The 25,568-nt window shown below is 66.0% G+C and carries 21 protein-coding genes; 10 read left to right on the top strand and 11 right to left on the bottom strand.

Features of this window, described 5'->3' with window-relative positions:
- Both RT697_RS21620 and RT697_RS21615 read left to right on the top strand, forming a co-directional pair.
- Window positions 1-386: response regulator (locus RT697_RS21620; RefSeq protein ID WP_313701667.1), on the top strand; the 386-nt coding region annotated here is incomplete at its 5' end.
- 146 nt (window positions 387-532) lie between these two features.
- The gene (locus RT697_RS21615; RefSeq protein WP_313701665.1) at window positions 533-1,369 is read left to right on the top strand and encodes an alpha/beta hydrolase; all 837 of its coding nucleotides are present in this window, start codon (window positions 533-535) and stop codon (window positions 1,367-1,369) included.
- Window positions 1,370-1,444: 75 nt separating this feature from the next.
- Here RT697_RS21615 and RT697_RS21610 read toward each other — a convergent pair whose 3' ends face one another.
- From RT697_RS21610 to RT697_RS21600, 3 genes are all read right to left on the bottom strand, one after another.
- Window positions 1,445-2,374 carry a CysB family HTH-type transcriptional regulator gene (locus tag RT697_RS21610; RefSeq protein ID WP_313701664.1) on the bottom strand — a complete coding sequence of 310 codons (930 nt, stop codon included), beginning with the start codon at window positions 2,372-2,374 and terminating at the stop codon, window positions 1,445-1,447.
- A gap of 10 nt (window positions 2,375-2,384) precedes the next feature.
- Entirely contained in the window at window positions 2,385-2,732 is a 348-nt protein-coding gene (locus tag RT697_RS21605) for a VOC family protein (protein WP_313701662.1), read from the bottom strand.
- Window positions 2,733-2,959: 227 nt separating this feature from the next.
- Window positions 2,960-3,793, bottom strand: coding sequence for a DUF4189 domain-containing protein (locus RT697_RS21600; RefSeq protein WP_313701661.1), 834 nt, complete (start codon window positions 3,791-3,793; stop codon window positions 2,960-2,962).
- 352 nt (window positions 3,794-4,145) lie between these two features.
- Here RT697_RS21600 and RT697_RS21595 point away from each other — a divergent pair, with 352 nt between their 5' ends.
- The gene (locus RT697_RS21595) at window positions 4,146-4,664 is read left to right on the top strand and encodes a hypothetical protein (protein ID WP_313701659.1); all 519 of its coding nucleotides are present in this window, start codon (window positions 4,146-4,148) and stop codon (window positions 4,662-4,664) included.
- Window positions 4,665-4,865: 201 nt separating this feature from the next.
- Window positions 4,866-10,256: an autotransporter domain-containing protein gene (locus RT697_RS21590; protein WP_313701657.1), complete on the top strand. Its 5,391-nt coding sequence runs from the start codon at window positions 4,866-4,868 to the stop codon at window positions 10,254-10,256.
- Window positions 10,257-10,307: 51 nt separating this feature from the next.
- Here the strand turns inward: RT697_RS21590 and RT697_RS21585 are convergent, their stop codons facing one another.
- From RT697_RS21585 to RT697_RS21565, 5 genes are all read right to left on the bottom strand, one after another.
- The gene (locus RT697_RS21585; protein WP_313701655.1) at window positions 10,308-11,957 is read right to left on the bottom strand and encodes a PepSY-associated TM helix domain-containing protein; all 1,650 of its coding nucleotides are present in this window, start codon (window positions 11,955-11,957) and stop codon (window positions 10,308-10,310) included.
- 17 nt (window positions 11,958-11,974) lie between these two features.
- A complete protein-coding gene (locus tag RT697_RS21580) occupies window positions 11,975-12,265 on the bottom strand; it encodes a hypothetical protein (protein ID WP_313701653.1) in 291 nt (96 codons plus the stop codon).
- Window positions 12,252-12,554: a hypothetical protein gene (locus RT697_RS21575; RefSeq protein ID WP_313701651.1), complete on the bottom strand. Its 303-nt coding sequence runs from the start codon at window positions 12,552-12,554 to the stop codon at window positions 12,252-12,254. Before RT697_RS21575 ends, RT697_RS21580 begins: the two co-directional genes overlap by 14 nt.
- A gap of 88 nt (window positions 12,555-12,642) precedes the next feature.
- Window positions 12,643-14,781 (bottom strand): TonB-dependent receptor, encoded by a 2,139-nt coding sequence (locus RT697_RS21570; protein WP_313701649.1) that lies wholly within the window; start codon window positions 14,779-14,781, stop codon window positions 12,643-12,645.
- Between the two features lie 213 nt (window positions 14,782-14,994).
- Window positions 14,995-15,876 carry a LysR family transcriptional regulator gene (locus RT697_RS21565; RefSeq protein ID WP_313701647.1) on the bottom strand — a complete coding sequence of 294 codons (882 nt, stop codon included), beginning with the start codon at window positions 15,874-15,876 and terminating at the stop codon, window positions 14,995-14,997.
- A gap of 103 nt (window positions 15,877-15,979) precedes the next feature.
- On the opposite strand from RT697_RS21565, the gene RT697_RS21560 reads away from it, so the two are divergent.
- Window positions 15,980-16,729: a glucose 1-dehydrogenase gene (locus RT697_RS21560; protein ID WP_313701646.1), complete on the top strand. Its 750-nt coding sequence runs from the start codon at window positions 15,980-15,982 to the stop codon at window positions 16,727-16,729.
- Window positions 16,730-16,755: 26 nt separating this feature from the next.
- Here the strand turns inward: RT697_RS21560 and RT697_RS21555 are convergent, their stop codons facing one another.
- Window positions 16,756-17,922 (bottom strand): PDDEXK nuclease domain-containing protein, encoded by a 1,167-nt coding sequence (locus tag RT697_RS21555; protein WP_313701644.1) that lies wholly within the window; start codon window positions 17,920-17,922, stop codon window positions 16,756-16,758.
- Window positions 17,923-18,208: 286 nt separating this feature from the next.
- Between RT697_RS21555 and RT697_RS21550 the strand changes: the two genes are divergently transcribed.
- On the top strand, window positions 18,209-19,543 hold the full coding sequence (locus tag RT697_RS21550; protein ID WP_313701642.1) for an MFS transporter: 1,335 nt from the start codon (window positions 18,209-18,211) through the stop codon (window positions 19,541-19,543).
- Between the two features lie 190 nt (window positions 19,544-19,733).
- Window positions 19,734-20,474, top strand: coding sequence for an SDR family oxidoreductase (locus RT697_RS21545; protein ID WP_313701641.1), 741 nt, complete (start codon window positions 19,734-19,736; stop codon window positions 20,472-20,474).
- Window positions 20,475-20,498: 24 nt separating this feature from the next.
- Here the strand turns inward: RT697_RS21545 and RT697_RS21540 are convergent, their stop codons facing one another.
- Both RT697_RS21540 and RT697_RS21535 read right to left on the bottom strand, forming a co-directional pair.
- Window positions 20,499-22,412, bottom strand: coding sequence for a B12-binding domain-containing radical SAM protein (locus RT697_RS21540; RefSeq protein ID WP_313701639.1), 1,914 nt, complete (start codon window positions 22,410-22,412; stop codon window positions 20,499-20,501).
- 79 nt (window positions 22,413-22,491) lie between these two features.
- Window positions 22,492-23,697, bottom strand: coding sequence for an alpha/beta fold hydrolase (locus RT697_RS21535; protein WP_313701638.1), 1,206 nt, complete (start codon window positions 23,695-23,697; stop codon window positions 22,492-22,494).
- A gap of 251 nt (window positions 23,698-23,948) precedes the next feature.
- Between RT697_RS21535 and RT697_RS21530 the strand changes: the two genes are divergently transcribed.
- From RT697_RS21530 to RT697_RS21520, 3 genes are all read left to right on the top strand, one after another.
- Window positions 23,949-24,602, top strand: coding sequence for a hydrolase (locus RT697_RS21530; protein ID WP_313701637.1), 654 nt, complete (start codon window positions 23,949-23,951; stop codon window positions 24,600-24,602).
- Between the two features lie 13 nt (window positions 24,603-24,615).
- A complete protein-coding gene (locus RT697_RS21525; RefSeq protein WP_175234415.1) occupies window positions 24,616-24,915 on the top strand; it encodes a XapX domain-containing protein in 300 nt (99 codons plus the stop codon).
- Window positions 24,908-25,568: amidohydrolase family protein (locus RT697_RS21520; RefSeq protein ID WP_313701636.1), on the top strand; the 661-nt coding region annotated here is incomplete at its 3' end. The genes RT697_RS21525 and RT697_RS21520, both read left to right, overlap by 8 nt.

Here is a 25,568-nt window from a genome sequence, read left to right as displayed (position 1 = left end):
CTTACATGAACCACACTCCCACTATCGCGGTTGTCGACGACGACGATGGGGTCAGGATTGCGCTGTGCAGCCTGCTGCGCTCGCTCGGGTACGAGGTGCGGGCCTACGCCTCGGGGCCCGAGTTCCTGAACGACCCGCGAGGCGGGGACCCGGACTGCATGATCACCGACGTGCAGATGTCGCCCATGACGGGCGATCAGCTGCAGGCCGAGCTGATCGCGACGGGACGCCGCTTTCCCCTGATCTTCATGACGGCCTTCCCCACCGAGGCGGCGCGGCAGCGGCTGCTGGCCCTGGGCGCCTGTGCCTACCTGGACAAGCCGGTGGACGGCGAAGCCATGGCGCGATGCGTGGCCGACGCGCTGCAAGGCGCGCAGACCGCGTAAAGCCGGGTGGTGGCGGATTGGACACATCCGCCGCGAAACCCCGCTTATACCTTTGTATGACGCGCCAAGCCCAGCGTAGGATGTCCCGGCGACGCATAAGGCCCTAGTCTATCCCTGCGGTCCAACTAACCCCCGGAGAACACGACATGAGCACGATCACCACCCCCGACGGCGTTGAAATCTTCTACAAGGACTGGGGCCCCAAGACGGCCCAGCCCATCATGTTCCACCATGGCTGGCCGCTGTCCAGCGATGACTGGGACGCACAGATGCTGTTCTTCCTCGCCCAGGGCTTTCGCGTCATTGCGCACGACCGCCGCGGCCACGGCCGCTCGACCCAGGTCAGCGACGGCCACGACATGGACCACTACGCCGCGGACGCCGCCGCCGTGGTTCAACATCTGGATTTGCGCAATGCCGTGCACATCGGCCACTCGACCGGCGGCGGTGAAGTCGCCCGCTACGTCGCCCGCCATGGCGAACCGCAGGGCCGCGTCGCCAAGGCCGTGCTGGTCAGCGCCGTCCCCCCGCTGATGGTCAAGACCGAATCCAATCCCGGCGGCACGCCTATCGAAGTGTTCGACGGCTTCCGCAAGGCGCTGGCCGACAACCGCGCGCAGTTCTTCCTGGACGTGGCCTCGGGCCCGTTCTACGGTTTCAACCGCGACGGCGCCAAGGTTTCGCAGGGCGTGATCAACAACTGGTGGCGCCAGGGCATGATCGGCGGCGCGAAGGCGCACTACGAAGGCATCAAGGCCTTCTCCGAAACCGACCAGACCGAAGACCTGAAGGCCATCAGCGTTCCGACGCTGGTCCTGCATGGCGACGACGACCAGATCGTGCCGATCGACGACGCATCGCGCCTGTCGGTCAAGCTGCTCAAGAACGGCACGCTGAAGGTGTACCCGGGCTTCCCGCACGGCATGCTGACGACGCATGCTGACGTGATCAACGCCGACCTGCTGGCGTTCATCAAGGGCTGATACTGCGCCCCGAATGAAAAAGGAAGGCAACTGCCTTCCTTTTTTTTCGCCCCTTTCGCGCCGATGACGGCGGCATCAGCCCTCGCCCTTCAGCTCGCGCTCGACCACTTCCCGCGTCAGCGTGGGCACGAACATCTCCACAAAATGAAAGGCGTAGCCGCGCAGCCATGCGCCGCGCCGGATCGCCAGCCGCGTCAGGTTGATTTCGAACAGATGCCGCGCATCAATCGCGCACAGCCGGCTGTCGCGCTCGGCGTCCCAGGCCACGGCCGCCACGATGCCGACGCCCAGTTCCAGTTCCACGTACGTCTTGATGACATCCGCATCCATCGCGGTCATGACGATGTCGGGCGTGATGCCGGCGCGCGCAAAGGCCTCGTCGATATGCGCGCGGCCCGTGTAGCCGCGCCCATACGTGATGATGGGATAGCGCGACAACTGCGACAGCGTGACGCCGTCGTGCTGTCGCGCCAGCGGATGGCCGCGCGGCACGATGACGCTGTGGCTCCATCGGTAGCACGGCAGGTTCACCAGACCGGGATAGTCCGCCACGGCTTCGGTCGCCACGCCGATGTCGGCTTCGCCTTCGAGCAGCATCTCCGAGACCTGCCGCGGCGACCCCTGGTGCAGATGCAGCACCACCTCGGGATAGCGTTGGCGGAATTCCTTGATGACGGGCGGCAAGGCATAGCGCGCCTGCGAGTGCGTGGCCGCGATCGACAGCACGCCTGTCCGGCTGTCGGCGTATTCCGCGCCCGCATGACGGATGTTGTCGGCGGCCTGCAGGATCTGTTCCACCAGCGGCAGGATCAGTTCACCGGGCGGCGTGAGGCCGATCAGGCGCTTGCCGGAACGCACGAAAATGTCGACGCCCACCTCTTCTTCCAGTTCGCGGATCTGCCGGCTGACACCGGGCTGGGAGGTGTGCAGGCTTTCAGAGACGTCGGTCAGGTTGAAGTCGCGGCGCACGGCTTCGCGCACGGATCGCAATTGCTGGAAGTTCATCGTGCGCGCCTCAGCCCAGGATGGCCAGTTGGTTGCCGGAGGGATCCTTCACGTACATGACGCGCGGCAACACATCGGGCAGCGAGCACACCGGATAATGGCCCGCCAGCTGCAGGCGCGACAGGATGTCGTCGTATGCGGTGGCCTTGATGGCCAGGTAGTCGGGCTTGACCGCCCGGCTCACTTCGTCGACCGGAGACAGCGACAACGTGGCGTCGCCAAGCGCGAAGCGCAGCCGGTCGCCGTCGCCCTGCACTTCTTCCAACCCGATGATCCGCCGGTAGAAATCGCGAACGGCCTGATGCCGTTGCGACAAGAATGAAAGCTGTACCGATTCGATCGAAAGTCGCGATGACATGCCCTGCCGCCTGCTATGGAACAGGGCTGATTCTAGGCCTCGCGAGTACAACCAGACAAAGAGGTTGTAATTGCTTGGACATTGCCCGAAGCCTTAAAGACGCAGGCTTATTTGCATATGTTCGCCGATGGCTTGCTTGCTTTGGCGTGCCGCGCAGCGCGGCGATTTAAAAAAAAAAGGGCCCGCAGGCCCGTTCGTTTTGAATGCGGCATCGTGCTACGCCAACATCAATTCGGCTTTTCGCCCTCGCCGGCATAGCCGTCGATATACGGGCGGCCCGAGCAACGCACCATCGCCACGCAGGCCGGGCTGCCGGTCTTCGCGGTGCACGCGGCGCGCGACTCATCGCGGGCCGTCTTCGGATCGGGATTGAGCGCGGTGAAGTTGGTGCCGCGTCCCTTGGCGCCCTTGGGCCACGCAAGACCGACGCAGCTGTCGGTGTATGTCAGCACCTTGCGGCAGCCCTTGCAGTCTTCCCAATCCAGCAGCTTGGACAGCGCATCGTTCTCGTTGGGATAGCCGTCGGCATAGACGAGCCCGCCGTCTTCGTTTTCGGCAATGGCGCCCCAGTATTCGCGCTGGTTCAGCTTGGCCGACAGGCGTTCCAGGTCGGCGGGCGTGGCCTTCACGGGGGCCTGCATGTCGGCGGCGCTGTAGCCCGGACCCACGCACAGCGGCATGGTGGTCAGGCGGCATTTGCCATCGGGGCTGCCGGCCGTGCAACGCCGGATCGCCTTCTTGGCGGCCATCTCGGGCGACACGCTGTTGCCCGGGAACAAATCCTGCACGGAGTTGCGGGCGTACACCATGCAACTGTCGGAGAACCAGCTCAACACCTTGCACTCCTTGCCGCCGGCCTTGCGGCACTCGGCCAGCGCAGCGGCTTCGGCCGCCTTGCCATCGGTTTCGGGCAGCACCCAGAAAATCCGGGAATGCTTGCCGTCGGTGGCGATGCCGCCGTATAGCTTTTCTGCGGCGTGCGCGGTGGGAGAAGCCAGCCCCGCCATCAGGGCCAAAGCGGCAAATGCGGCGCGGATCAGGAATTGAAAGCGAGCGGGCATGATCGTCGTGAAATCCAGTGGATTGGGCGGGGACGATCTTAGCGCAGCCCTCCCGGGGTCCGTCCCTGTATGGTGCCGCCCGGCCGGCATATTAAGTAACAAATTTCACACGTCGGCTTGCGAACCCCGGCCCTTTTTTTCGGTAAAAATGTCGCACTTTCTGGCACTGGCCGATCTTGCCTCGGCCGCGCACCCTGCCGCGGCGGGCGCCATTGATGCCTGATCCCGTCACGAACAGAAACAATCGCCGCCGTGTCCTCGCCTGTCGAGGGACCTGCCACCCCGCGAGCCTGGACAACACACGATGAAGCCGACACAGCATTCCAACCAAAACCGCGGGAAGTTCCTTCTGTTGACCGGCCTGCTTGTCACGCTGGGTTTGGCCGGTTGCGCGCCGATGCCCACCGGCGGCAGCTCCACCATGCCGTCGCTGAGCCAGGTCTTCAAATCGGGCCTGTCGTTTTCGCCCAGCGTGAACGTAGCCAAGAACATGGAAGGCCGCTCCATCGACGACGCGATCGCGGCGCTGGGCGAACCGTCCAAGATCCGGCCGGTCGGCAACACGATGGAACTGGAATGGTCGGACTACCAATCCGCCCCCTACACCGAGTGGGTGGTGGACAGCACCAGCCAGCAGGTAGTGGGCATGATCCCCGCGACCAACACCACGGCTGCGACGCCGGTTTTCCAGAACAGCAGCACCGGCCACTACGCCAACCGCACGCGCGTATATGAGTGCAAGGTGCTGATGCGCATGCAGGACAGCGTCATCACCGACACTAGCGTCGACGGCAATGTATGCCCGGAATTCATCAGCGCCCTGCGCAAGTGGGCGGGCGAGGCCGAGGCGAAGAATTACGTGGTGAAGTAAGTAGGGGGCGCGCAAGGCGCCCTTTTTTTTGCCCGCTTGACTCGCAAGACTAAGTACTTTTACTCACTGGCGGTTACTATTCCGAAACTAATTCACACAGGTTTTGCGAATCCGCGCATGTGCGCGTTGGCGTGAAGCCGCCAGCGCACGGGCCGCTTGTCCGACGGCCTGCCCTATCGGGCGCATCGAGGAGCACTTGTCTTGAATCACATCTACCGGCTCGTATGGAATCGTAAATTGCGGGTCTGGCAGGCAGCCTCGGAATTTGCCTCGCAGTCTCGGGCAGGCCGCTCTTGCTCGTCGGGCGCCCTGTCCCGTGTCTCGCCCCCCAAGGCGCTCCGCCTCGCGCTGACGATCAGCCTGTCGGTGCTGAGTTCGGCAGTTCAAGCGGCGTGCGTACAGACGGGTGCGGACGTGACATGCTCCGGCGAGCCCAACCCGATTTTTCCCAACTTTTCCAGTCCCGACGACGATCTCATCGTCCAGGTGGCGACGGGCGCCGGCGTGTCTCGCCCAACAGGCTCCGGCGGTTGGGCGATGTCCCTCACCGGCAGCAATGCGACGGTTTCCAATAGCGGCACCATTGACCCCACCCTGCTCAGCAATCCCATCGTCGCTGTCGCAGGCGGCTTGCAGATCGGCAATGCGACCCCCCAGACCATTTCTTTCGTCAATACGGCAACGGGCCGGCTCGGCGGAAGCACGGGGCCGGGAGGCGTCCTGCCAAGCCTGCAAGGCATGGCGCTGTCCGTCCAGAACGGGGTGGGCGGAGTCAGCACCCTGACCAATGAAGGCAGCGTCGCAAGCGCGCCTCTCATGGGGGTCTCAGTCGCGTCGCCGGACATTCCCGTTATTGCCGCGACCGGTGGCGGTCAAGTGCGCTTCGTGAACACTGGCGCAATCACCGGCCGCATCGGTTTCGAACAGTCCCGCTCCCCTGGAACAGGCCATAGCTTCGTCAATGCCGGAACCATCGTGGGCGGCGTATCGCTAGGCCTGGGCGGAAACAATACTTTCACCGCAGTATCCGGTTCTTTGGTGACACGCGGCGCTGGCGCCGCCACTCTGGACCTGACCGTGGCCTCCGATCCGGACCTTCGCTTTGCACCACCCGGGACAGTCAATGGCGGCGCGGGTGGAGGTAATACGCTGGTGCTGCAGAACGTGTTGCCGTCGGCGGGCACGGGCAGCGGCACGGGCGGTGCAGTCACCGGCATTTCCGGCGGCGCCTACATCAACTTCCAGAATTTGCGCGTCAACAGCGGCTCCTGGTACCTGACTGACGGTCCCCTGGCCAATGGCGGAAACGTCGAATTGAACGGCGGCGCGGTCTTCGTTGCAAACAACGCGGTATTGGGCACCGGCCAGGTCAGCGCGAATGGCGGGGCCATTGGCACGACCGCCAACGTGACACTAGCCAATAACTTCGTGCTCGGCGCGCAAGGTCTGACCTTGCTGAACAACAACCCGCTAACACTTACCGGCGTCGTATCCGGCACCGGCGCACTGACGCTGTCCGGGACCAACACGGTCACCCTGAGCGGAAGCAACGACTATTCGGGCGGCACCTACGTTGGGATTTCCCAGACGCTTGTGGGCACCACCACCAGCCTGCAACGCAACATCACCGCCAATGGCCTGTTGAGTTTCTCGCAGGCTAACGACGGCACCTATGCGGGCACCATTTCGGGTGCTGGCTCTCTGTCCAAGCAAGGCACAGGCACGGTGACCCTGACCGGCGCCCATACCTATGCGGGCGCCACCAACGTCACTGCGGGCACCCTCGCACTCGGTGCGACGGGCAGCCTGCCGGCAAGCCTGGTGACGGTGGAAGCCGGCGCCATGCTGGACCTGAGCGCTGCCGGCAGCCAAACGTTGGGCGCCTTGCAAGGAACCGGCGGCAGTGTCCAGTTGGGTGCGAATCAGCTGACGCTGAATGGCGCCTCGTCCGCCAGCTATTCCGGAGTCATCTGGGGACCCGGCGCGGTAATCAAGACGGGTTCCGAACTGCAGACCCTGAACGGCTCGAATACGTTCACGGGCGGCCTGACCGTGAACGGCGGCGTCCTGGCGCTTGGGACAACCGGCAGACTGGCGGCCAACTCGGCAGTCACCGTCAATACGGGCGGCACATTCGACGTGTCCGCCTCCTCGTCTCCGACGATCGGATCTCTGGGAGGCACCGGCGGCACGATTGCGATAGGCGCCAACATGCTGGGCGTCGGCAGCGGCGCCTACGCGGGCGTCATCGCAGGCACGGGCGGCATCGTCAAGTCGACCGCAGGCACCCTGGCGCTCAACGGCATCAATACCTACACCGGCACTACGCTGGTGACGGCCGGCGCGCTGCGCATCGGCGGCGACACCGCCCACTCGGCGGCCAGCGTCAGCAGCAGCATCAGCGTGGCCAGCGGCGCCTCGCTGGGCGGCGCCGGCGTCGTCAACGGCAATGTCGCCGTCTCGGCCGGCGGCAGCCTCGCCCCCGGTGGACCCGGCGGCATATTCACCATCAATGGCAACCTGACCATGAATCAGGGCAGCCAGGCCGACTTCACCTTCGGGGCGCCGGGAATCGGCTCCTCGCGCGGCGAAGGGCGCAGCGTGTCGGTCATCGGCAACCTGAATCTCCATGGCGTGCAACTGAATGCCCTGGATGGCGGCGGCTTCGGCCTGGGCCTGTACCGGCTGTTCGACTACACGGGGACCCTGTCCACGACGAACGGCGGAATTCTGCCTGGCGCGGCGGGTCAGACGATCCAGACCCTGACCGGCAGCAAGCAGATCAACCTGATCAATACCGCCAGTCTGGAACTCAATCTCTGGAACGCCAACGGCCTGGCCAGCCCCTCCCGGCTGGGCGGCGGTTCCGGGGTCTGGTCGCGCACCAACGCAAACTGGACCGACGCCGACGGCAGCCTGACGGCTCCGCGCCAGCCAGCCGATGCCTTCGCCATTTTCGGTGGCGATGCGGGCACGGTCACGGTGGACGCGACGGCGGGCGCGATTACGGCGAAGGGCATCCAGTTCGCCAGCGACGGGTATCACCTGACCGGCGACCAGCTGGAAGTGGCCGGCGCCACGACGGGCGCGCTGGGCGAAGTACGCGTGGGCGACGCCAGCCTGCCCTCCAGGGCCTGGACGGCCACCATCGACAACGTGCTGACCGGCGCGGGCATCGACAAGACGGGATATGGCACGCTGGTGCTCAACGGCGCCAACGTCTACACCCAGGCCACCCGCCTGAGCGCGGGCACGTTGTCCGTGTCCAATGACGCCAACCTCGGTGCTCCGCGTGCCCCTCTGGAATTCCGGGGCGGCAATCTGCGTGTGACCGGCACGTCCTTCAACAACACCGACCGGGTTATCAGCCTGAACGGCACTGGCGGCGGGTTTGACATCGCCGATGCGGGCAACACCTTCACGATCTATCAAGACCTACTCGGTACGGGCACGCTGTCCAAGCTTGGCGCGGGCACCTTGGTGCTGACGGGCAGCAACACCTATGGCGGGGGCACGGCCGTACAGGCCGGCACCTTGCAGGTGGGCGATGGCGCGGTCTCGGGCAGCATCGTCGGCGATGCCGTAATCGACAGCGGCGGCACGCTGGCCTTCAAGCGCAGCGACCGCGTGGTCTTCGGCGGCGACATGGCCGGGACGGGTGCATTGCGCCAGTCCGGCGCTGGCACGCTGGTGCTGACCGGCCAGAACACGCTCAGCGGCGTCACCACCATCGACGCGGGCACGCTGCAGGTTGGCGACGGCGGCACCGCCGGTTCGATCGCGGGCAACATCGTCAACAACGCCAGCCTGGTCTTCAACCGCGCGGACGACTTCAGCTACGAAGGCGCGCTGTCGGGCGCAGGGGCGACAAGCAAACTGGGCGCGGGCGTCCTGGCGCTATCAGGCGACAGCAGCGCCTACACCGGCACGACGCAGTTGACGGCCGGCACGCTGCAGGTCGACGGCAAGCTGGGCGGCCGCGTCCAGGCCGCGGCGGGTACGACGCTGACCGGCACCGGCACGCTGAATGCCGTCACCATCGCCTCGGGCGCCACGCTGGCGCCGGGCAGTTCCGCGGCGCCGTATGGCCAGATGGCCTTGACCGGCGACCTGAACTTCAAGCCGGGCTCCACTTACCGCGTCGCCACGGACGCCAGTGGCCTCAGCAGCAGCGTGCGCGTGGCCGGCGCCGCGTCGCTCGCGGGTACGGTCGTGCAGCTTGCGCAGAACGGCAACTACGCGCCGTCCACCTCGTACGCCATCCTGTCGGCAGACAACGGGGTGCAGGGCCGGTTCGACGCCATCTCCAGCAACCTCGCCTTCCTGACCCCGTCGCTGTCTTACGGCGACAAGCAGGTCAATCTGGTCGTGGACCTGAAGGAAATGCCAGTCGCCCCCGGCAACGGGGGTGACAACGAAGGCGGCAACGGCGGCACGCGTCCCATCGAGTTCGCCGACGCAGCCGTCTCGGGCAACCAACGCGCCGTCGCGCGGGCGCTGCAAAGCCTGCCCACCAACAGCGCGCTCTTCCGGCACGTGCTGAATCTGCCAAACGGCGCTCCCGAATCCGCCTTCGATGCCCTGTCGGGTGAAGCGCACGCCAGCGCGATGTCCGGGCTGCAGTACACGGCCGCCACCTTCACGCAGGCGCCGTTGACGCGCCTGCGCGCCAACCTCAACGCCGGCTGGATGCCTGGTGCGCCGACCGCGCAGCTTGGCCTGGGCGATGCAGCCTCCCTGCCCCGCTCGGCCGCGCAGCCGTTGTGGACACAGGTGTTTGGAAACTGGACCACCCTGGACGGCAACCGCGACGCCGCGAAGACCACGCAGTCGGATGCCGGCGTCACCATCGGCGGCGATCACGCCATCGGCGGCGGCTGGCGTCTGGGCGGCGCACTGGGCTACACCGACAGCCGCAGCCGCACCGCCGACCGCGCGTCCAGTTCGGAAGCCGACAGCTACAGCATCACCATCTACGGCGGCAAGGCGTTCGAGGCCGGCGCGGGCAAGCTCAACCTGAGCCTGGGCGCGGCGTACACCTGGCACGACATCAGCACCCAGCGCAGCACCGCTGGCGCGGGTTTGGACCAGACGCTGAAAGCCAGCTACGGCGCCAGCACCGGGCAGGTTTTCACCGAGCTCGGCTATGCCATGCCGTTGAATGACCGCGTGACGCTGGAACCCTTCGTCGCCGCCAACTACAGCGATCTGCACACGCGCGGCTTCTCGGAATCGGGCGGCGTCGCGGCGCTGCGCGGTGAAAGCAGCAGCAACAAGGTCACGACCACGACGCTCGGCCTGCATGCGCTGACCACGTTCGAAAGCGCCGGCGCGCTCGGCCACGTGCACGGGACCCTTGGCTGGCGCCATGCGTTTGGCGATCTTGACCCGGCCAGCACGCTGTCCTTCGTGCAGGGCAGCGAATCGTTCACGGCCACCGGCGCGCCCATTGCCCGCGACGCGGCGGTGATCGAACTGGGCGTGGGGATCGCGGTCAGCAAGCGCACCACCGTCGGCGTGGTCTACGGCGGCCAGTTTGGTGAAGGCAACCGCCAGAACTCGGGGACGCTGGACGTGCGATACCGGTTCTGACGGCCGACGATCAACGAGTGGTAGAAAGCCCCGGGCTATCCGGCCCGGGGTTCAACCCTGAGTTTCACCCGCGGGGTCAGCCCCGGAACGCGCGCGCCGCGGCGCCCACGCGCTATCCGCCTCCCCGCGCGCCAGCCGCCGGTGCGTGGCTGCCGCCATCCACGCGAATCCCAGCGCCATGACCAGCGCAGTCGCATCCACGCCCAGCGTTGCGGCCGACGTGTGCACCCACAAGCCGGTCGACGGCGCCATCGCGCCCAGCAGCGAGGTCAAGGGAATCGCCAACGTGAACGCAGCCGCCAGCCAAAGCAGATGCACCGCCGCCTTTGCGCCGCCACGCAGGAACGACCACGCGATGGCCGCGAAGAATCCCGCGTAGTACAGCCCTTTGAGCCACGCATCCAGGTCGGCCACGTGACCCTGCAAGCCCTTCGCGGCGACCATCATGAGCGAAATGCCGCACACGCTGCCCAGGCACACGCCCACCGTCGCGGACGCCATCAACCGCGTATCGAGCCGCTGCACCGGCACCGCACCGGTGCGCCGGTCCGCGCGCTTGCGGCGCGATTCGATCCAGAGCAGGTTGCCGCTGTAGAAAAGCCATGCGCCCGCCAACCCCAGCAGGAAGTACAACCACTGCACCGCCGCGCCGCCGAACGACGCCATGTGCAGGGCAAAGAAGCTGCTGACCCATAAGTTCGCCGCATCCTGGCGGCCCGGCAAGTAATCGGTGTTGAGCACCTTGCCGTTGTACGGGTCCATCGCCACAAAGCCGCCGCGGGCGCGCGGCGACACCGCCGCCGGGTCCTTGCCCCAGATGCGGACGATGGCGCGTGGCGCGGTCACCTGCGTGTATTGCAGCGCGAAAGGCTCGAACGATGGCGACATCCTGCGCGCATGCTCCAGCAATTCCTGGGGCGGCAGCATGGCCGACGGATCGCGCGGCGCGGCGTCGGGCGCAGCGCCCCCGCCCCGCTGGAACACCGATTCCAGCTTGCCGCCGTACATGAGCCGGTCCTGAATGTCGTAAATCCCGTCATGAAAGGCGAACACGACCGAACTGAGCGCCATCACGATATGGAACGGCAGCGAAATGATGCCCACCACGTTATGCGCGTCCAGCCACATGCGTTTGCGGTTCTTGCCCACCCGCAGCGCGAAGAAATCCTTGACCAGCGACGGCAGCAGGACGATGACGCCGGACACCAGCGCGATCGCGTACAACGACGCGACGATGCCCATGAACCAGCGGTTGGGATCGCTGTCGGCGGGCAGGCCCACCACGCGATGCAGCACGTCGATGAAATTGCCCAGCCCGCTGGGCTCGGCCTCCCCGATCTGCACCGCCCCGCCCGCGTCCAGGCGCGCAACATAGTGCCGCACGGAGGATTCGTCATGGTCGTCGGCCTGCGGGTCGCGCACTTCCCAGGCCATGCGCGCGGGCACGTTTTCGGTGGGCTGCAGATGGATGGTGAAGCCCTTGGCCACATCGGGTCGCGCCGCCAGCGTCCTGGCGATCAGGTCGGGCACGGTTTCAAGCGGCGCCATCGCCACGTCCGGCCGCGGCGACGCCCAGCGCGCGATGGGTTCCTTGAACAGGGTCAGCGCGCCCGCGTAGAACGCGATGAAAAGCGCCATGCCGGTCAGGATGCCGGTCCAGGTGTGGACGGCTTTGTAGATGCGGATGTAGTCGGCTCGCATGATGGCGATCCTCCTGCTTAAAGCGCGCCGGCCGCGTACAGCCCGCCGTAGAGCGCCAGGCAGGTCCCGCCCAGCCAGCACCAGGCGCGCAGGCCGCTGCCGAAGAAATAAACGGTGGACGCGATGCCCAGCCACACCGGCGGCACCAGCCACATGGCAAGCTGCGAGCGGGTCGCAAGCGGCACCGCGGATGTCAGCGTGGCCAGCAGCGCGCTGGCGCCCATGGCGATGGCGAATCCCAGCAACGCGCCGGCCAGGCTCTTTGAAACCCAGTCACGCCGGATGGGCGCGGGCTTAGCGGGCTTCATCGCGTTCTCCCCGCGGCATGCCCCAGGCTTGCACCCGCCGCAGTACGGCCAGGTAAGGAATCAGGCAGAAGAACAGCATCAGCGCCGTACAGAACACGAACACTGCCGTCACCACGGTGAAACCGTAAAGGCACCCCCAGCCGGCCAACGCCAGCAGCGCAATGCCTGCCGTGCGGGCGGGTGCGGCGGCCCAAGGTTTGCTTGCCCACTGCTGGTTGGGCGAGGCGCGATAGATGGAGAAGCAGCCCATGCACACGGCGATCAGGCTGGCAAGAATGAGGACTGGCATGGTCGCCCCGGAAGGAATGGTGTCTGGGTCCGCCGCACGCCTGGACCGGTCGGTCCGAGGGTGCGGCGGACGCCATGCAAACCGCCTGTCAGAAGGTGATCGCGGCGGACGCCATGACACTGCGGGCCGGTCCCAGCGTCGCAATCGGCGTGGTGTCGCTGAAGATGCCCGCGTAGTAGTACTTGTTGAACACGTTGTTGACGTTCAGGCGCAGCACCACGTCGCGGCCGTTGACCTTCGTCGCATAGCGCGCGCCCAGGTCAACTTGCCCCCACCCCGGGATCTCGATGTTGTTGGCAGAATCCGCGTACTGGCGCGACGTCGCCTGGACGCGTCCGGTCAGCGTCAAGCCCGGCACCCACGGCGTATCCCATTCCATCCCGGTGTTGACCTGCCAGCGCGGCGCGCCGACGGCGGTATTGCCGTTGTAGCGGCCGTACGAAGTCTTGACCTGCGTGCCTTGCGTGTACGTGACGCCGCCCAGCACGCGCACGCCCTGCGCGATCTCGCCAAACGTATTCCACTCCACGCCGCGCACGCGCTTTTCGCCGCCGTCCGCATACGTGGGCCGCGCCGGTGAGCCTTCGGTCACGAGCATCGGCTTGTCGATCTCGAAGAGCGCCAGCGTGTTGGTGAAGGTGCCGGCGTTCCACTTCACGCCCAGCTCCTTCTGCTTGGTCTTGTAGGGGGCGAAGACCTCGCCAAAGTTGGTTGCCGTCGTGTCGGTGACGCTGTCGCCCTTGCTCAGGCCCTCGACGTAGTTGGCGTAGAACGAGAGGTCCGGCCCCCACGGTTTGACGACGACGGCCACGGCCGGCGTGACGGCATCTTCGTCGTAACGCGCCGTGGTCTTGCCCATCCTGTCGAAGTTGCTGGTCTTCACACGCTGGTTGCGCACGCCGCCGGTGACGCGCAGCTTGTCGTCCAGGAAAGACATGGTGTCAACCAACGCCAGGCTGGTCAGCGTGTTCTCGCTGGTTTTGGGCGGGTTGCCCGGCAGCGCCGGCATGACCGGCGTGATGGGGTTGTAGATGTTGGACCTGAACACCGAAGCCGGCCCGGTGGCCGAACCGTCCTCGAGCTTCAGGTAGGACGCCTGCAGCACGAGTTCATGGCCCACGCTGCCGGTCTTGAAGCGCGTCCGCAGACCGCCCTCGGCGGTGGTGGCGTCGGTGTAGGCGCGCTGGCCCACGATCTGGCCGGTGAAATCGCCGTTCGGCTGGATCTGCCGGGCATGGGTGCCGTTGATGAGGCCGGACTGGTCGCTGTCGCGCCGGCCCACGCCGGCGAACGCCGAGACGTGCTCGTTGAATCGGTACTCGGCCTGGCCCATGACGGCGTTGCTCTGGATGCTGCCGTACGCGGTGCTGAACTGGTTGATGCGGGGATCGGGCGCGACCGGCACCACCGGGCTCGCGAACCAGAACATGGCCGGCGTGCCGCCCGTGAACGATTCCTGGCTATGGTAGGCGTCGATCGATGCCGTCAGCGCGCTGCCGCGGTAATCCAGGCCCGCCGAGAGGAATTCGCGCTTTCTGGACTGGCCATCCAGCGTGGTGGCGCCGTCGCTGAACGAACCGTTCACCCGCGCGCCCCATTCATTGCGGGCGCCAAAGCGCCGGCCGGCGTCGATCGTGGTGCCCAGTTGTCCATCGGACAGCCAGTCCACCCCGAACGTGGCCGTGGGCGTGTCGGTCGCGCGCTTGGTGACCAGATTGACTGTCCCGCCGACCGCGCCGCTGGGCGCCATGCCGCTGAACAGTGCGTTCGGCCCCTTCAGCACTTCCACCCGCTCCACGAATTCCACGGGCGTGCGGCCCATAGGCGCCAGACCGTACATGCCGTTGATGGCCACATCGTTCTGGTTGACGTCGAAGCCCCGGATGCGGAAGTTCTCATAGGCGTGGCCGCTGGATGTCGTGAAGCGCACCGACGGATCGTTCGCCATCACATCGGCCAGCGTGCGCGCCTGCTGGTTCTTGATGAGTTCGGACGTATAGCTGGTGACGTTGAACGGCGTGTCCATGACAGACTGGTTGCCCATCAGGCCGAGCCGCGCGCCTTCGGCGACCTGGCCTCCGGCATAGGCCGGCGGCAGATCCCCATCGCCCACGGCGCCGGCAGTCACGGTGACGGGCTGCAGCGTGGTCGCCTGCTGCGCGTCCTGCGCGTACGCCGCGTGCAGCGGCAACATCAAGGTGAGCGCCACGCAAGGCGCGATTCGCACGGCCCGCGAATCCATCGAATTCAATTTTTCCTCAGACACTTTCCACGCCCTCAAGTTCAATGCAAATGAGAATGATAGGCGCTTATCTTACGAAAAATATCGTTAACACGGCAGTGGTCAACCCGCCGCACGCGAAGAATTTGCGCTGGCGCAAACGATTCGATCTGGACCTGTTTTAATTCCGCCACACGTCCTGCGCCCGCTCGGGGGCCGCTATGCCAGCGACTGCAATTGCTCCGCCATGAAATCGATGAACAGCCGCGCCCGCATGGGTGCGTGGCGGCCGAAGGCGTGCAGCACGGACACCGGCACGCGAGGCAATTGCGCCTGCGGCAGCACCTCGACCAGCCGCCCAGCCGCAAGATCCTCCGCCACCGCCAGCCGCAGGATCTGGATGATGCCCAGTCCCCCCAACGCGGCCGCGCGCAGGGCCGTGCCGTCGTCGGTGTCGAACACGCCGTCCGGGCGCACCACGTCCCCCGACGCGAACGTGATGGGAAAAGGGCTTCCGGCCAGCAGGTAGCGCACGTGCGCGTGGCCGGACAGATCAGCGATGCTGCGGGGGGTGCCGCGTCGCTTCAGATACGCGGGCGATGCGACCAGCGTCAACGGCAATTGCGCCAGTTGCCGCACGTTGAGCTCCGAATCCGCGACGCGGCCCGCCCGAATCGCAAGGTCGAATCCCTCGCGGATCAGGTCCACGTGCCGGTCGGCAAGGCTCATTTCCAGCTTCAGCGCCGGGTGCGCGGGCAGGAAGCCGTTGACGATGGGCGTCATCAGCAAGCGCCCCAGGTCGCCGGGCGCCGTAATTCGCAGGCGCCCTTGCGCGGTGGCTGCCGGTTGCATGACCTCGCCGGCGTCGTCCAGCGCGCGCAGCAGTGGCGCCACCCGCTCGTAATAAGCCGCCCCCTCCGGCGTGAGCGTCAGCACCCGCGTGGACCGCTGAAACAGCCGGACGCCGAAGCGTTGTTCCAGCCGGGCGATCGCCTTGGACACCGCGGACGGGGTGCTGCCCAGGATCCGCCCCGCCGCGCTGAAGGAGCCGGCCTCCACAGTGGCGGCAAAGGCCGCTAGCGCGGTCGCGTGGGGAAGCATGTCCATTGATGACCTTTAGGCACAGGTGATTGTCGTTAGGCCATCTATTTAACTCCTATTGGAATAGATAGAGTGGGTCTTCTTTCATCTTTCTGGAAAAGCCATGACCCAACTACAAGGCAAAATCGCCCTCGTCACCGGCGGCAACAGCGGCATCGGCCTAGCCGCCGCCCAGGCCTTTGCACAGGCCGGCGCGCAGGTCGCCATCGTGGGCCGGCGTCAGGACGCGGTGGACGCCGCCGTGCGCGCCATCGGCCACAACGCGCTGGGCATCACGGGCGACGTCGCCGACCTGGACACCCACGACCGGGTGGCCGAGGAAATCCGGCAGCGCTTCGGCGGCCTGGACATCTACCTGGCCAATGCGGGCATCGCCATCCTTGAGCCCTCGGCGCAGGTGTCCGTGGAGCACTACGACCGTCAATTCGCCACCAATACGCGCGGGGTGTTTTTCGGCGTGACCCGCGCCCTGCCCGTCTTGAACGGCGGCGCGTCCATCATCCTGGTCAGCTCGATCGCCAGCGCCAAGGTGCTGGAAGGCCATGCCGTCTACGCCGCAAGCAAGGCCGCCATCGAAGCCATGGCCCGCAGCTGGGCGCTGGAACTGAAGGCGCGGCGCATCCGCGTCAATGTCATCAGCCCCGGCCCGGTGGATACGCCCATCCTGGAAAAGCTGGGGCTGCCCGCCGATCAGCGCGCCGGGCTGGACGACGCCATGGCCGCCGCCATCCCGCTGGGCCGGATGGGCCGCCCCGGCGAATTGGCGCGCGCCGCGCTGTATCTGGCCAGTGACGAGAGCAGCTTCGTCACGGGCGTCAACCTGCGGCTGGACGGGGGCATGGCGCTGACGTAGTGCGCTGCAGCCCCGGGCGGGGTGTGTCAGTTGGCGGCAGTAATGCCCAGCAGTTTGGCTGCCCGCGACTCAAGCAGCCGTCGCGTGTTTTCCAGTTCCGTTTGCAGCAGTTCGGCATCGGGCAGCACGGTACGGTAATTCGCAGCTACCACCTTGTTCGGCAAGCCATCCAGCGCGTACCTTGCCAGGGCGTGGTCCTTATCCGCGCACAGTATCAGGCCCACAGGGGGGTTTTCATCCGGGAAGGCCCAATGTTCCTTGGCGTAGTTGCAGTACATGTGCATCTGGCCCACATCGGCGTGGGTCAGGCTTCCCAGCTTCAGGTCGACGATGACCAGGCAACGCAACTTGCGATGAAAGAACAGCAGATCGACGCGATACCAGGTCTGGTCCAGGCGCAGCCTGCGTTGCCGCCCCACGAAGGTGAACCCCTCGCCCAACTCCAGCAAAAAGTCTTCCAACCGCTGGATCAGAGCTGCTTCCAGATCGGACTCCGAATACTCGTCTTTCAGGTCGAGGAACTCCAGCACGTATGGATCCTTGATCGCGTCATTGGGCATAGCGGCATCTTCGGGCTTCGGCATGGCCCCTTTTATCAGCATGGCTGCCTTGTCCTTGGACAAAGCCGTTCGTTCGTAGAACTGGCTGCCGATCTGACGATCTAGCTGCCGCACGCTCCAGCCTCCACGCAACGTCTCGGCCTCGTAGAACCGCCGGGCATACGGGTCCTTTACCGACAGCAGCCGAACATACGCAGACCAAGGAAGAGTGAAACGTTGCGAGAGTTCGGAGAGGCTCAAATTCCCAGACGCCGTCTGGGATTTGTCGCAGGCCGGCTGGCTCTCCAATTTCCCAGACGGTGTCTGGGAAATCTTTGGCTCGGGGTATGCGAGAAAGAAGCGCCGCATGCTTTCCAGGTTGTTGACGCCGAACCCGCGTCCAAATCGGGCCGTCAGATCAGCGGACAGACGTTCCATCAACTGCTCGCCGTAGCCGGCCCGCCGTCTGCCCTTCTGCTCGGCCTCGACTATCCGGCGGCCAACCTCCCAATAGCTGGCCGTCATCAGTGCATTGACGCTGCGCGCCGCCGCTTGGCGGGCGGCATCCAGCAGTGCCACGATGCCGCCGTGAACAGCGCCATAGTCAGCCGGCGCGGCGACAGGCCTCGTCACCGCGGGCGTCTTTCTTGTCATGCTGTCCTCTCCTTCGAAGGCGACGGGCTGTCCGCGCACTGTAGCGACGCCGATCAGCCTGCGCAGCACGGCAAGTGTCAAATTCGTCGCGCCAAGCCGCCCCGCCAACAAGCGCTACAATCCGCGCCGGATTCCCGCCGAGCGTGCCCCGCGCCAGCCGGCCCGCGCCCAAGCGCGTGGCATTGCCCCCCCCAGCCGGGCGAACCATGACGCATTCCCCCAAAACCCATTGATCGTTTGTCCGGTCGCACCGGATGCTTTTGCTGTTCTGGAAATCGAGGATTTCATGTCTCGGCAGTTGTTGGGCCTTGTGCTCGGGCCCCTTCTTGGCTTGTTCGTTGTCTGCATCGGCAACGCTTTCATCTCTTCCCTCACGACCTTGCAGTTGGACGCCGCCGGCGAATCGGCCACGGTGGTCGGCATCATTTCGTCGTCGTACTTCATCGGCCTGACGCTGGGCGCGATCTTCAATGACCGCCTGATCCTGCGCATCGGCCATATCCGCGCCTACAGCAGCTTTGCGTCGCTGATCGCCGTGACGGTGCTGCTGCAGGGCCTGATCTTCAATCGCGAGGCGTGGTTCGTGCTGCGTCTGATCAACGGCTGGGCAAGCGTCGGCGTTTTTCTGGTGGTCGAGAGCTGGTTGCTGCTGGCGGGCGACGCCAAGATGCGCGGCCGGTTGCTGGCGCTGTACATGATCGCGCTGTATGGCTCGGGCATGCTGGGCCAGCTGGAGCTGGGCGCGATCACGCGGCTGGGCGACATGGCGCCGTTCATGGTGGCCGGCCTGCTGGCGTCGCTGTCAGTGCTGCCGATGGTGATCATTCCGCGCGTGTCGCCGCTCGTGGAGCGCGTCGAGCCGCTGTTGCCGCAACACCTGGCGCGCATGACGCCCACGGGTGTGATGGGTTGTTTTGGCTCGGGCGTGGCGATTGCCGCCGTCTACACACTGCTGCCGCTGTATCTGCAGCGCATCGGCCTGGATGTTGCCGAGGTCGGCAAGATGATGGGCGCCGTCATCCTGGGCGCAATGGTGCTGCAGTATCCGGTCGGACGCTGGTCGGACCTGCGCGACCGGCAGGTGGTGCTGATCGCGCTGGCCATATTCTGCGCCGTGCTCAGTCTGCTGATCCTGATGCTGCCGCCGGGATCGTCGCTGTTGATGCCGTTGCTGTTCCTGCTGGGCGGCGGCGTCTTTGCCATCTATCCGGTCGCCGTCAGCCACGCGGCCGATCGCGCGCCCGCGGACGCCTTGGTTCGCATGATCCAGGGGCTGCTGCTGATCAATTCATTGGGATCGGCGCTAAGTCCGCTGGCGATCTCGGCGGTCATGGCGAAGTTTGGCGAAGCGGGCCTGTTCTGGTGCTTTGCGCTGCTGAACCTGGGCCTGGTCACCTTCTTCGTCTGGCGCCGCAACGAACGCCCCGCGCCCGCCCCCGTGGCGCCCTTTGCGGCCGCTGCGCAGATGTCGCCGGTGGGCGTGGAGCTGCGCGTCACCGACGACCTGATCCAGGGTGCGCTCGACCACGAAATGACCGAGGATCTGACCAACGCGGTACACGGCGCCGAGGCCGCCGAGCCGGTGCTGAACACAGTGCCGGACGCGCCGCCGACTGCCTGACGGGCGGTATCAAGCGGCAGATTCCGCGCGCCTTTGCGCCAAAACGGCGGGCGAAAGGCGCGCAAACAGCGGCCAATCGTACCGGCATGTATCCGCGATTCCTGCCGCACACACTGCGACTTGAATCCGGTGGTGCGCGGGCGCGGGTTCAGCGGGATGATGCAAGCACCTACTGAAAACGGTGCACATCATGGAAAAAATCCCACCCCTTGAATCCCCCGCCGCGCTCGTGTTCGGCGGCTCTCGCGGCATCGGCGCCGCCATTGCGGCAAGACTGGCGGAAGCCGGCTACGCCGTGGCGCTGACCTACGCCAGCCGCGCCGACAGCGCCAACGCAGTCGTCGCGTCCATCGAGGCCAGCGGCGGACACGCGCTGGCCATTGAAGCCGACAGCGCCGATCCGCAAGCCATCGCGCGTGCGGTCGACACCGCCGTGCAGGCATTCGGACCGCTGAGCGTTGCCGTCGTCAACGCCGGCATCTATCGCGCCAACCCAATCGGCGCCGTCCCGCTCGACGAGCTGGACCAGATGCTGGCGGTGAACGTGCGCGGCGTGTTCCTGGCCATCCAGGCGTCTGCAGCCAATATGCGCGACGGCGGACGGATCATCACCATCGGCAGCAACACCGCCATCCGGACCGGCTCGCCCGGCAGCAGCGTCTACGCCATGACCAAGGCCGCCGTCGCCGCGCTGGTCAGCGGCGCGGCGCTGGACCTTGCGCCGCGCGGCATCACCGTCAACAACATCCAGCCGGGTCCCATCCAGACCGACCTGACGGCCGAATGGACGGCCCAACTGATTCCCCGCATTCCGCTGGGCCGCATGGGCAAATCGACTGAAATCGCGGGGCTTGCGGCGTTTCTGGCCGGGGCCGATGCGGGCTACATCACAGGCGCCAGCCTGACCGCGGACGGCGGCTTCGTGCTTTAGGGACACGAGCCGCGCCTGGACCGCCTATCCCCGCTGGCTCAGCGCGCGCTCGATGCGATGCCGCGCCACCGTCGTGCGCGGCACCTTGAACGGGAACCAGCTGCGCACGTCCTCTTCCAGGCCGATGCCGTGCATGAAGTTGTAGATGGCCTTCTTCAATCCCTTGCCCAGCGCGTCGTGATCCACGCCCGTGGGATCGTGAAAGCCCACGTCGTTCTTGGCGAACGTGACGTCGGGCAAGGGCTTGAGCGTGATGCCGTATTCGTCCGGGTTCAGTCCGACAGGCGAATGCACCGTACAGGCGAAGCGGTGAAAGAACCCGCTCTGGATGCAGTCATTCTCAAACAGCTGGCGCACGTACTCCAGCGCATCCACGGTGTCCTGCACGGTTTGCGTGGGAAAGCCGTACATCAGATAGGCGTGCACCAGCACGCCGGCATCGCTGAACGCGCGCGTCACGCGCGCCACCTGGTCAATCGACACGCCCTTCTTCATCAGATTCAGCAACCGGTCCGACGCGACCTCCAGGCCGCCCGACACGGCGATGCAGCCGCTGTCGGCCAGCAGTTCGCACAGTTCCGGACTGAAGGTCTTTTCAAAGCGGATGTTGCCCCACCACGAAATGCCGGCGTTGCGCTCGATCAGCTCGGATGCAAGCGCCTTCAACGCCTTGGGCGGCGCGGCTTCGTCGACGAAGTGAAAGCCGGTCTGCCCGGTCTCGGCCACGATGGCCTGGATGCGATCAGCCAGCACGGACGCCGACGCGCCCTCGTAACGGCCGATATAGTCCAGCCCCACGTCGCAGAAGCTGCACTTCTTCCAGTAACAGCCGTGGGCGACGGTCAGCTTGTTCCAGCGGCCATCGCTCCAGAGGCGGTTCATCGGATTCAGCATGTCCAGCAGCGACAGGTAGCGATCCAGCGGCAGACCGTCCCACGTGGGCGTGCCCACTTCGGCGAACGCGACGTCCGGTTCAACCAGGTTGACGTACCGCACCGCGCCGCTGTCGGCATCGCGCACAAACGTGCGCACCAGGCGCTGGCGCGACCGCTTGCCCTGCACGTGCTCCAGCAGCGCCAGCAAGGGGCGCTCGCCGGCATCCAGCGTGACGAAGTCGAAATAGTCGAACACGCGCGGGTCTTTCAATTCGCGCAACTCGGTGTTGACGAAGCCGCCGCCCAGCACCGTGACGATGGTGGGATCCTGCGCTTTGATGGCCTGCGCGATGCGAAAGGCCGCATACACCGCACCCGGAAACGGCACCGACAGCAAGACCATCGTCGGCTTATGGCGAGCCAGCGCGGCGTCCGTAAGCTCGCGCAGCGTCTCGTCCACCAGGTTCATCGGCGCGGCCAGCGCCTCTGCCAGCGGATCGAACGTCGGCTGGCTGCCCGCCAGCGATTCGGCATAGCGCACGAATTCAAAGCGCGGGTCGATGGCGTCACGCAGGACGTCGGCCAGGTCGTTCAGATACAGCGTGGCCAGGTGCTTGGCCCGGTCCTGCAGGCCCAGTGCGCCAAACGCCCACCCCAGCGGATCGCCGCCTTCTTCGTCCAGGTAGACGTCCAGCGAACTGAATCGCGGACCCTCGGGCAGGTAGTTGCGGCCGGCAATGCGGTGCGCCAGTGTCGGATCGCGGCCTTGCAGAAAGCCTATCACCGGCCCGATGGTGGCCAGATAGCGCGCCTGCATGGCGACGAAGGCCTGGATCGGTTGCGTGTGTTTTTCAAGGGGCAGCGCGTCGATACGCTGCGCGACGGCGCGCAGGCCATCGGCCGACAGCAGGCGCAGCACCAGGGCAAGCGCCAGGTCCTCCTGATACGCGGTGACCTCGCGCGAACGCAGGAAGCCGGTCAGGTAGGCGGTGGACGGGTACGGGGTATTCAGCTGCGTCATCGGTGGAATCACCGACAGCACGCGCAAAGGCAAGGTCGACATGAGGCACGGCAGGACTGCCGTCTAAAAAGCGGGGATCGGTGCAATTATAGGCAGCGCGGCGGGCGCGGCCCGGCCCGCCCTACAGCACGCCGTCCAGCCAGTCCAGCACGCGGCGGTTCAACAGCGACCGGTTCGCGGATTCGCAATGGTCCCCGGCCCCTTCCTGAGCCGTGAAGCGCAGCAGCGTCTTGGGGCAGCGCAATTCGTCGAAAAACTGCTGGGTGCCGGCCGCCAACATGTCGTTTTCGGCCAGCGTCATGAGCGTGGGGCACGTAATCCGGTCGACCCGGCCATCCAGGGTGAACGGCTCGATCGCCCGCAGGTAATCACGCAGATTGTCCACGCCGTGCACCCAGAAGCCGCGCCGCGCGATCTTCCACGTCAGCACCGGGCTGGCCGTGACGAACTGCCAAAGGCGGTCCATCACGGGCTGATCCAGCTCACCCAGGTTCTGCGCGCTTTCCGGGCTGGCGCCCAGCTTGATTGCCAACGGCCGGAACGGGCCCGCGAGGCTTTGTTGCCCCGGGTCCGCAATGCAGGCCGCCAGCCGAGGTTCGCCGGACGCCGCGCGCGGCGCCAGATGGCCGCCCAGGCTCCAGCCGCTGAGCGCAATACGTTTTTCATCCACGATGGGCAGCGTAATCGCGTAGTCCACCACCGCGCCCACCACCGTCTCCCAGTCGGGCCGCATTGCCACGCCCTGTTCGTACAGCATGCCGCCCTGCCCTGGCCCATCGAACACCAGGGCGTGATAGCCCCGGCGTGACGCGGCCACGGCGCTTGCAAAATACATATCCGTCACCGTGGCGTCATAACCGTTGGTGAAGATGACGAGCGGCCTGACGTCAGTCTCGTGACCGACGGCCGGAATCAGGTATGCCGGCATGCGCGCGCCGTCAAGCGGAATGCCCACGGGCATGACCGGATGCGTGGACAGCGCAAGGCCACGGTCGAAAGCCGCCATCTGCTTGCGAAAGGCCGTCAGCAACCGCGCGTCTGTCGGCGCGCCATATAGAGGCCGGTACGCCGTGCAATAGAATGCGCTGGCTCGCAAGTGCAGTTCGCGCGCGCTGGCGACAAGGTTGCGGCGTTCGGCGTCCTGCGCCTCGGCGGTCAACCGATCTCCCGCCGCCATCCAGGCCTCGAAGAATGCGGCGTCGTCCCCGTCCCCCACCGCCCGCCCCACCGCCAGAATTTCCCCCAGATCGGCGCCGCCATAGGGTATGTAGGCCGCCGGCCGCATGCCGAAGTCGTCGTGCAGTTCGTTCTGGAAAGCCAGGCCCATGGGATTCTCCGAAAAGGAAATGTTGCGACGCGCCGGGACTGAAGCAGCGTAACCGAGCGCCGCGCCCGTGGCGATACATCGTTTCGGCAGTGCGTTTCGCCGATGCGGCTGGCCAATGCTGACCGTCCTTGTCGAAATGAGCGCCCGCCGCGATCACAATCTTCAAACCGGCGGACTATCGTTCAATACGGCCCGGCGGGCGGCTGGCACATTGCCGGGGTCCCTCACTCTGGCAACCGAAGGAATCATCCGTGCCTGTCATTGCGACCCCTACCCCCGGCGCCAAGCTGCTGTCCCCGCACGATCACACGCTGATCATGATCGACTTCCAGTCGCAGATGGCGTTCGCCACCCATTCGATCGACGCCGTCACGCTGCGCAGCAACGCCGCGCTGGTGGCCCATGCCGCCGCCGGTTTCGGCGTGTCCACGATCCTGACGACGGTTGCCGAAAAGAGCTTTTCCGGCCCCATGTTCGAGGAAGTCACCGCCCCGTTCCCGGGCCGGCCGCTGCTGGACCGCACGTCCATGAACACCTGGGAAGACGCCACCGTCATCAAGCAGGTCAATGAAATCGGCAAGAAGCGCATCGTGCTGGCCGGCCTGTGGACCAGCGTGTGCATCGTCGGCCCGGCCCTGTCGGCGCTGGACCAGGGCTTTGAAGTCTATGTGATCACCGACGCCTGCGGCGACGTGTCCGCCGAAGCCCATAACCGCGCCATTGAGCGTATCGTTCAGGCAGGCGGCCAGCCGATCACCGCGTTGCAGTACCTGCTGGAACTGCAGCGCGACTGGGCCCGCATCGACACCTACGACATGACGACCGGCATCGCCCGGAAGTTCGGCGGCGCCTATGGCCTGGGCATCATCTACGCCAAGTCCATGTTCAACGCCCACGAAGGCTGACAGGAGCGCGCCCATGAAGGTCTACCTCGTTTCCTTGGGACTCGGCCTGTTGGTCGGTATCATCTACGCCCTGTTCAATGTGCGATCGCCGGCGCCACCGGTGATTGCGCTGGTTGGCCTGCTGGGCATCCTGGCGGGGGAGCAGATTCCCCCGCTGGTCAAGCGCCTGCTGGCGGACGAGCCCGCCCGCACGTCCTTCATCCATGAACAGGTAAAACCGCACATGTTCGGCGAACTGCCTAGCTGCCCCAAGGCGTCCGCCGACACCGCCCAACAACCCGCCGATGCATGTGGAGACAAGCGCAATGGCTGACACCCTGGATCCCGCGCGCCAAGGCGCCCCCGACCTCATCCTGCATCAGGGCCGTTTCACGACCCTGGACCCCGCCAACCCCATCGCCGACGCGGTCGCCATCAAGGACGGCCGTTTTACGCGCGTGGGCGCAGCCAGCGACATCCTGCCTTTGGCAGGCCCGGCCACCCGCGTCATCGCGCTGAACGGACGCGGCGTGCTGCCCGGCCTGATCGACAATCACCTGCACATCATCCGCGGTGGACTGAACTACAACATGGAACTGCGCTGGGACGGCGTGACCAGCCTGGCCGACGCGATGGCCATGCTGCGCCGTCAGGTCGCCATCACGCCCGCCCCGCAATGGGTGCGCGTGGTCGGCGGCTTCACCGAACACCAGTTCGCGGAAAAGCGCCTGCCCACGATTGAAGAGCTGAACGCGGCCGCCCCGGATACGCCTGTCTTCATCCTGCACCTCTACGACCGCGCCCTGCTCAACGCCGCGGCGCTGCGCGCCGTGGGCTACGACAAGAACACGCCGGCGCCTCCCGGAGGCGAGATCGTGCTCGATTCGGCCGGGAACCCGACCGGCCTGCTGCTGGCCAAGCCCAACGCGTCCATCCTGTACGCCACGCTGGCCAAGGGTCCCAAGCTGCCCTTCGAATACCAGGTCA

The sequence above is a fragment of the Achromobacter sp. genome, from assembly GCF_032113835.1.
In the GTDB taxonomy this organism is placed as follows: Bacteria; Pseudomonadota; Gammaproteobacteria; order Burkholderiales; family Burkholderiaceae_B; genus Achromobacter.
This window is presented reverse-complemented; position numbering and strand designations above follow the sequence as displayed.

Excerpts from the sequence above, each read along its gene's own strand:
- RT697_RS21585 (WP_313701655.1), bottom strand. The coding sequence starts at position 11,957 with ATGCGAGCCGACTACATCCGCATCTACAAAGCCGTCCACACCTGGACC.
- RT697_RS21605 (WP_313701662.1), bottom strand. The coding sequence starts at position 2,732 with ATGTCATCGCGACTTTCGATCGAATCGGTACAGCTTTCATTCTTGTCG.
- RT697_RS21560 (WP_313701646.1), top strand. The coding sequence starts at position 15,980 with ATGACCCAACTACAAGGCAAAATCGCCCTCGTCACCGGCGGCAACAGC.
- RT697_RS21545 (WP_313701641.1), top strand. The coding sequence starts at position 19,734 with ATGGAAAAAATCCCACCCCTTGAATCCCCCGCCGCGCTCGTGTTCGGC.
- RT697_RS21525 (WP_175234415.1), top strand. The coding sequence starts at position 24,616 with ATGAAGGTCTACCTCGTTTCCTTGGGACTCGGCCTGTTGGTCGGTATC.
- RT697_RS21540 (WP_313701639.1), bottom strand. The coding sequence starts at position 22,412 with ATGTCGACCTTGCCTTTGCGCGTGCTGTCGGTGATTCCACCGATGACG.
- RT697_RS21600 (WP_313701661.1), bottom strand. The coding sequence starts at position 3,793 with ATGCCCGCTCGCTTTCAATTCCTGATCCGCGCCGCATTTGCCGCTTTG.
- RT697_RS21535 (WP_313701638.1), bottom strand. The coding sequence starts at position 23,697 with ATGGGCCTGGCTTTCCAGAACGAACTGCACGACGACTTCGGCATGCGG.
- RT697_RS21555 (WP_313701644.1), bottom strand. The coding sequence starts at position 17,922 with ATGACAAGAAAGACGCCCGCGGTGACGAGGCCTGTCGCCGCGCCGGCT.
- RT697_RS21610 (WP_313701664.1), bottom strand. The coding sequence starts at position 2,374 with ATGAACTTCCAGCAATTGCGATCCGTGCGCGAAGCCGTGCGCCGCGAC.
- RT697_RS21550 (WP_313701642.1), top strand. The coding sequence starts at position 18,209 with ATGTCTCGGCAGTTGTTGGGCCTTGTGCTCGGGCCCCTTCTTGGCTTG.
- RT697_RS21615 (WP_313701665.1), top strand. The coding sequence starts at position 533 with ATGAGCACGATCACCACCCCCGACGGCGTTGAAATCTTCTACAAGGAC.
- RT697_RS21580 (WP_313701653.1), bottom strand. The coding sequence starts at position 12,265 with ATGAAGCCCGCTAAGCCCGCGCCCATCCGGCGTGACTGGGTTTCAAAG.
- RT697_RS21575 (WP_313701651.1), bottom strand. The coding sequence starts at position 12,554 with ATGCCAGTCCTCATTCTTGCCAGCCTGATCGCCGTGTGCATGGGCTGC.
- RT697_RS21565 (WP_313701647.1), bottom strand. The coding sequence starts at position 15,876 with ATGCTTCCCCACGCGACCGCGCTAGCGGCCTTTGCCGCCACTGTGGAG.